This is a genomic window from Mesorhizobium sp. M7A.F.Ca.CA.004.12.1.1 (genome assembly GCF_003997835.1).
Taxonomy (GTDB): domain Bacteria; phylum Pseudomonadota; class Alphaproteobacteria; order Rhizobiales; family Rhizobiaceae; genus Mesorhizobium.
This window is the reverse complement of record NZ_RZRK01000313.1, coordinates 1-6,601: the sequence shown is the minus strand read 5'-3', so window position 1 is coordinate 6,601 and position 6,601 is coordinate 1. Positions and strand designations below refer to the sequence as shown.

Annotated in this window: 9 protein-coding genes; 3 read left to right on the top strand and 6 right to left on the bottom strand. The window is 63.2% G+C overall.

Features of this window, described 5'->3' with window-relative positions; genetic code table 11:
• The coding region (locus EN984_RS17660; protein ID WP_127383852.1) for a sulfate transporter family protein at positions 1–500 on the top strand (500 nt) is incomplete at its 5' end.
• Between the two features lie 9 nt (positions 501–509).
• Here the strand turns inward: EN984_RS17660 and EN984_RS17655 are convergent.
• The 6 genes from EN984_RS17655 to EN984_RS17630 all read right to left on the bottom strand — a co-directional run bounded on the left by EN984_RS17655 (position 510) and on the right by EN984_RS17630 (position 5,337).
• The gene (locus tag EN984_RS17655) at positions 510–1,508 is read right to left on the bottom strand and encodes a proline racemase family protein (protein WP_127266632.1); all 999 of its coding nucleotides are present in this window, start codon (positions 1,506–1,508) and stop codon (positions 510–512) included.
• Positions 1,509–1,522: 14 nt separating this feature from the next.
• Entirely contained in the window at positions 1,523–2,326 is an 804-nt protein-coding gene (locus tag EN984_RS17650; RefSeq protein WP_127266631.1) for an oxaloacetate decarboxylase, read from the bottom strand.
• Between the two features lie 80 nt (positions 2,327–2,406).
• A complete protein-coding gene (locus EN984_RS17645) occupies positions 2,407–3,261 on the bottom strand; it encodes a hypothetical protein (RefSeq protein WP_127266630.1) in 855 nt (284 codons plus the stop codon).
• Positions 3,262–3,333: 72 nt separating this feature from the next.
• The gene (locus EN984_RS17640; protein WP_127266629.1) at positions 3,334–3,996 is read right to left on the bottom strand and encodes an HAD family phosphatase; all 663 of its coding nucleotides are present in this window, start codon (positions 3,994–3,996) and stop codon (positions 3,334–3,336) included.
• Positions 3,996–4,481: a dUTP diphosphatase gene (dut, locus tag EN984_RS17635; RefSeq protein ID WP_127266628.1), complete on the bottom strand. Its 486-nt coding sequence runs from the start codon at positions 4,479–4,481 to the stop codon at positions 3,996–3,998. Before dut ends, EN984_RS17640 begins: the two co-directional genes overlap by 1 nt.
• A 385-nt stretch (positions 4,482–4,866) precedes the next feature.
• Positions 4,867–5,337 carry an Lrp/AsnC family transcriptional regulator gene (locus EN984_RS17630; protein ID WP_127266627.1) on the bottom strand — a complete coding sequence of 157 codons (471 nt, stop codon included), beginning with the start codon at positions 5,335–5,337 and terminating at the stop codon, positions 4,867–4,869.
• A gap of 115 nt (positions 5,338–5,452) precedes the next feature.
• Between EN984_RS17630 and EN984_RS17625 the strand changes: the two genes are divergently transcribed.
• The gene (locus EN984_RS17625) at positions 5,453–5,701 is read left to right on the top strand and encodes a DUF6356 family protein (RefSeq protein ID WP_127266626.1); all 249 of its coding nucleotides are present in this window, start codon (positions 5,453–5,455) and stop codon (positions 5,699–5,701) included.
• Between the two features lie 15 nt (positions 5,702–5,716).
• On the top strand, positions 5,717–6,517 hold the full coding sequence (locus EN984_RS17620; protein ID WP_127266625.1) for a class II glutamine amidotransferase: 801 nt from the start codon (positions 5,717–5,719) through the stop codon (positions 6,515–6,517).
• The last annotated feature ends 84 nt before the right edge of the window (positions 6,518–6,601 follow it).

Here is a 6,601-nt window from a genome sequence, read left to right as displayed (position 1 = left end):
CCGCGATAGCGCTTGCCTTCGGCATGGCATTGCTCATCGCGCCGGTGACGGCTGTTGTCGCCGGCCTGTTCCTCGACGATATCGCCGAAGTGGTCGAGCGCACCGACTATCCCGGCGATCCGACCGGTCGCGCCATGCCGGCGCTGCGCTCGCTGGTGCTGTCGGCGCGATTCCTCGGCGTCGTCATTCTCGGCAACATCGTCGCCCTGCTGCTTCTGCTGGTGCCGGGCGTCAACATAGCCGCCTTCTTTATCGTCAACGGCTATCTGCTCGGGCGCGAGTTCTTCGAATTCGCTGCCATGCGCTTTCGCGGGGAAGAAGAGGCCAGGGCCTTGCGCAGGCACTATGCCGGCACGGTGTTTCTCGCCGGGCTGCTCATCGCGGCTTTCCTCGCCGTGCCGTTGCTCAACCTGCTGACGCCGCTCTTCGCCGCCGCCGTGATGGTGCATCTGCACAAGGCGATCTCGGTGCGGGAAGTGGCTCGCTCCTCGCGCCGCTGAGCATTTTCTTCAGCGCAACAGGAATCCGCGTCCGAGCTCGTCGTCCGCTTCGACGATAAACTCCGTCCTGCCACTATAATAGGCGCGGCCGCCGACGCGGGCGATGATCGCCCCGTGCGGGCCAGCCTTCGCAGTCCGCACCACGGCTCCCGAAAAACGCGAGCCGGCAATGCTTTCGAATGTGCGCGTCTGTCCGATCGCGATCTCGCCCTTGGCATGCATGGCTGCCAGCCTCGCGGTGACGCCGGAACCGGTCGGCGAGCGGTCGACCTCCGCCTCGGCGAAGACGCAGATGTTCTTGGTCACCTCATCGGAAAAAGCATCGCGGCCATCGGTCAGGATGGTGCCGTAGAGGAAGGCAAGGTCGGCATGGTCGGGATGCGACAGCGGAAATTCGGCCTTGAGCCTGTCCGTCAGCGCCGTTGCCGCATCGACGAAATCGCGCACCCGGCTTTTGGCGAATTCGAGCCCGAATTGGTGACAATCGGCCAGCGCGTAGAAAGCGCCGCCATAGGCGACGTCGAAGCCGATCGTGCCGTGGCCCGCCAGCTCTATCGTCTGCCCGCCGGCGAACAGGAACGCCGGCACGCTTTCGAACGACACCGCACCGGCCTTGCCGTCCCTGACCTCGACCGAGGCGACGACCAGCCCACACGGCGCCTCGATATTGACTGTCGTGATTGGTTCCTGTTTCGCCACCAATCCTTCATCTACGGCGTAGCGGCCGAGCGCGACGATGGCGTGGCCGCACATCGTCGAATAGCCCTCATTGTGCATGAACAGCACGGCGAGGTCGGCGCCGGGCAGGTCGGGTTCGACCAGCAAGGCGCCATACATGTCGTAATGGCCGCGCGGCTCGAACATCAGGATCTTCCTGAGATGATCGAGATGGTCGCGCACATAGGCGCGCTTTTCCAGGATCGTGCCCTTGGGGACACTGGGATAGCCGCCGGTGACGATCCTGAGCGGCTCGCCGCCGGTATGCATATCGACGACGGTAAGCGTCATGCGATGGGCCCCGTTCAAGCTGAAGACTTGCCGAAGAGGGCTTGCAATTTGCCGAACGGCATGGCGGCGCGGGTGAAGCCGAAGGTGCCGTCCTGCTGGATCTCGCGCGCCGCCGTTTCCAGCATGCCATAGGCGAAATTGGTCAGCCACGGCCCGAGCGAGATGCGCTTGACGCCGGCCATGGCGAGGTCGGCGATGGTGAAGCCAGGCTTTGCCATGACATTGACCGGCTTGCTGACCGCCGAGCAGAGCGTGCGGATCATCTCGACGTCGCCGATACCGGGCGCATAGAGCACGTCGGCGCCGGCCTTCTCGAACGCCTGCAGCCGCTTGATGGTGTCGTCGAGGTCGGACTTGCCCCACAGGAAATTCTCAGCCCGCGCCGTGAAGACGAAATCGCGCTTCAGCGCTCGCGCCGCCTCCGCCGCCGCCGCAACGCGCTCGACGGCGTGCGCGAAATCATAGATCGGCTTGTCCGGATCGCCGGTGTGGTCCTCGATCGAGCAGCCGGCAAGACCGGCCGCTTCCGCCGCGAAGATGGTTTCGGCGGCCTGCTCGGCGCTGTCGCCCTTGCCTTTCTCGAGGTCGGCGGAGACAGGCAGGCTGGTCGCCGCCGTCACCTCGCGGCAATGGTGGATCATCTGGTCGAAGGTCACGGCGCCATCCGGCAGGCCGCGTGAAAAAGCAAAGCCGGCGCTGGTCGTCGCCAGCGCCGTGAAACCGAACGAGGCCAGCAGCTTCGTCGTGCCAATATCCCAGGGATTGGGCATGACGAAGGTCGAGGCATGCAGGTCGCGAAAGATCTTGCCCTTGTCCATGGTAGTTCCCCCATCATGTGCGGTGTGGCTAAGCGGATTTTATCCTGCCCGATTTGACCGGGCAAACGAATGCGGTTGGTTCAGAAGCGATTGGCGTTCTCTCCTGCCAATTTGTCCAGCGCGTCGGAATCCTTGGTGTAGCGCGATGTCTTCTTGTCCCAGTGATAGGTGACGGAGATCTCGTGGGACTCTGGTCTGGGCGGAGTGTCGTCGCAGCTTTCGCCGTTCAGCACAGTAGAGTCGGTCACGGTCACCTTGATGGCGGCATAAGGCTGACCATCGGCAATGCCCTGAAAAGCTACATCCTGCTTGCGGCTGTAGGCGCACAGGTTTTCATCGAACGTATAGATCATGTCGATCGGTTCGAACTTGTCGTCGCGGATCATGATCAGCGGCGTGATCACATAGTTCTGGCTCGAATTGAAATGCGCGCTCATGGTGATGAGGACGTCATCGTTGGCGCCGACGGAAAGCTTGCCCGGTTCGCGGAAATAGGTGCCGCGGTCGAGCGCGACATTGACGGCGTCGAGCAGCTTCGGCTTGGCCGTGATGTCGTAGAGCGCCAGCACAGCATAGCCTTCGGCGCTGTCGGGAGAATCGCCAAGGTCGAACAGCATGGTCAGCCGATCCTTGCCGCCGGCCTTGATGGCGAGCACCGCGGCATTGGAAAAGCCCGAAGTCTCGGGCGGCGAACCGCCGCCGTCCGGTCCCTCGATATGACGCATCTCGATCGGCAACCCACCCCTATAGAAGCCGTCCTTGTCCGCAGCGAGATCCGGAATGACCATCCTCGCGAGGTCGAGATAGGTGACATCCGTGCGGCCGGGCAGAGCGCTGCCGAGCTCCGGAAAGCTGATGGCTTGCGCGCCGGCCGCGGTCCATAGAAACGGCGCCAGCATCAAGGCGAGGATGAGGCGGAGCAGGCTGGGGTTCATGCGTGGCCTCGAGTTGGCGGTGCCAAGCTAGCACGGACAATCGAGGCGTACAGCTGCAGGCTGAAGATCAGGTCAGTGGATCGGCACCAGCCCGGCCAGCTCGCGCATGTCGTCGAACAGGATGCCGCCGGCCTGGATCAGGCCGGCGCGGTCGGAATAGGGATCGGCATGGTAGGAAAACACCCGCATGCCGGCGGCGATCCCGGCCTGCGTGCCGGCGACGCTGTCCTCGATGACGATGCAGTCGGCAGGCGCGAAGCCCATGGTCTTGGCCGCATGCAGGAACAGGTCCGGGAACGGCTTGCCACGGCTGACCATGGTCGAGGAAAACATCGCGTGTTCGAACAGCGGCAGCAGCCCGGTCTGGCCAAGCGTGATGTGCATCTTCGACACCCGGGCCGAGGTGGCGACGCAATAGGCGATACCGGCTGAACGCACGGCTTCGACGAACTCGCGGACGTAGGGGATCGCTTCGACGCCGTGGGCAAACAGGTCCGGCAGGCCGGCGTTCCAGCGATCGACGAAACCGGCGCCGAGCCTGACGCTGGTCTCTTCTTCGATCTCTTTCTGCACCGACGCCATGCTGCGGCCGGAGAAATTCTTGCGGCAATATTCGAAGCTTGTCGGATAGCCGGCAGCGGTCAGCCATTCGGCGAGACGCCGATTGGCCAAATTCTCTGTATCGACCAGAATCCCGTCGCAGTCGAAGATGACAAGCTTAGGCAGTTCAGACATCAGGCGGTGCCGGTCGATCCGAACCCGCCCGCGCCACGCGCCGTACCACCGGCCAGACTGCGCTCTTCCACGGTCGCCTGGGCCACCGCAGCGAAGATGATCTGGGCGATGCGCATGCCGCGCGTCACGGCAAAGTCCTCGTCGCCGAGATTGATCAGCAGCACCTTCACCTCGCCGCGATAATCGCTGTCGATGGTGCCGGGCGTGTTGAGGACGGTCAGGCCGTGCTTGAAAGCAAGTCCGGAGCGCGGCCGCACCTGGCCCTCCATGCCTTCCGGAATTTCCAGGATCAGCCCGGTCGGCACCAGAGCGCGCTTTCCCGGAAGGATCAGCAGCGGCCGGTCGTCCGGCACCGCGGCGCGCAGATCCATGCCGGCGGCACCAGTGCTTTCATAGGCGGGAAGGGGAAGTCCTTCAGCATGCGGCAACCTGACGAAGCCGACGGTCGGACCGATGACGGAGGGAGTTTGAAGGGCTGCGCGCATAAAATCGATCCTATCGGCGCGAACGGCGATTCGGTCAACTCGACTGTAATTCTATCAACGGCTTTCTTTTGGGCGGCACTGTGACCTGGTTTCGGGCACAGGAGTTTTGATGGATTTGTTGCGCTGAAGGATTGCATGCTTGGTGATTGGCGAAAACGTCCATGCTTCGTCATCCACGGGCGAGCAAGGAGCGTAGCGACGCGGCGCAGACCCGAGGATCCATGCCGCGACTCCAACGGGTCACGACGGTGCAGAGTTCTGCGCCGTTGCACTCTTGGGTAGGTCACGGCATGGATACCAGGGTCTCCGCGACGCCGCTTCGCGGCTGCTCCGCCCTGGTATGACGAAGTTGGGGAGGCTTCGGCCAAACGCGAACGTAGCGCTACTACCGCAGTTCCATCGGAACGACGGTCGTTTCCTTGATTTCCTCCATCACGAAGGAAGCGGACACATCCGACAGAGCCACCTTGGCGATCAGCCGCTGGTAGAGCCGGTCATAGGCCTTCACGTCGGCGACGCGGGCGCGCAAGACATAATCGAGGTCGCCGGACATGCGGTAGACGCCGGTGATCTCGGGAAAGCCGGTCACCGCCGCCCGGAACTTCTGCAGCCACTCCGGATCGTGGTTGGACGTGCGGATCAGGATGAAGACGGAAAGGCCAAGCCCGAGCTTTTCGGCATCGACCAGTGCCACCCTGCCGGTGATGACACCAGCCTCTTCCAGCCGCCTCACTCGGCGCCAGCAGGCATTGCGCGACAGCGCCACCCGTTCCGACAGCTGGTCGACCGACAGCGTGCCGTCGCGTTGCAGCTCAGTGAGCAATTTCCGGTCGATTTCGTCAATTTCCAGCGTCATGTGGGATTTTTGTCCCAAGGATCACCGAAATACAAGGACATTTTGAGACCGATGAACCGGCGAAGCGTGTCAGGATACTCATATCAGGAACTTGAAGCGCTGAAGGGGAACCAGCATGTCGGTCGCCAAGATTTTCACCTCTCATCCGGCCAAGGTCGGCGAAACCTATTTCAGCCACATGGGTTTTGCCGCCTGGTTTTCGTCGCGCCTGTTGATGGCGGCGGGCGCCGCGCTCGTTCACGCTTTCTTGCCGTTTCTGTTTGAAACTACCGCCAGCCGAATCGTTCGCGAGCTTTATGAGCGGACGCACAACAGAGGCACACACGCGATCAAGGAGCCTGCGGCTCTTATGGATCGCGCCTAGAGGACGACAGAAGCGATGTGCCGGTGGGCGGCCTATCTCGGTGAAGCGGTCTTTCTCGAAGACATCCTCACGGCGCCCTGTCACTCGCTGATCGCCCAGAGCCATTGCGCCCAGGAAGCGAAATCGCCGACCAATGGCGACGGCTTCGGCCTTGCCTGGTATGGCGACCGCCCGGAGCCGGGTCTCTATCGCGATATCCTGCCGGCCTGGTCCGATCCCAATCTGAAAAGCCTGTGCCGGCAGATCAAATCCGGCCTGTTCCTCGCCCATGTACGGGCGTCCACCGGCGGCGCCACCAGCCGCATGAATTGCCATCCGTTCATCTCCGGCGCCTGGTCGTTCATGCACAACGGCCAGATCGGCGGCTTCGAGAAGATCCGCCGCGCGCTGGAGAATTCGCTGTCAGACGCCGTCTTCGACCAGCGCGAAGGCACCACCGATTCCGAACTCTTTTTCCTGCTGATGATCGACGAAGGGTTGGCCGGCGATCCGCAAGGCGCGGTGTCCCGCGCCACTAGCCGCGTGCTCGAAGCCTCGCGCCGCGCCGGCCTCGAACCAGCGCTGAAGCTCACCGCCGCCTTCTCGGATGGACAGGCGCTGCATGCGGTGCGCTATGCCACCGACGCCCACGCGCCGACGCTCTACACCTCCGTCTTGCGCAAGGGCGGCGGCCGCTGCATCGTGTCCGAGCCGTTCGACCGCGAGGGCGGCGACTGGCAAGCGATCCCGCCATCGAGTTTTGTCACGATGACGCGGGACGGCATCAGCATTCGCCCGTTTGCTCCAGCGGCGGCAAAGCTGGCGCTGGTCGGGTAAGTTTCTTCGCCGGATCGCAAATGCTGCAAAGTCGCGGGCCAGCGCCCCCCTCTGTCCTGCCGGACATCTCCCCCTCAAGTGGGG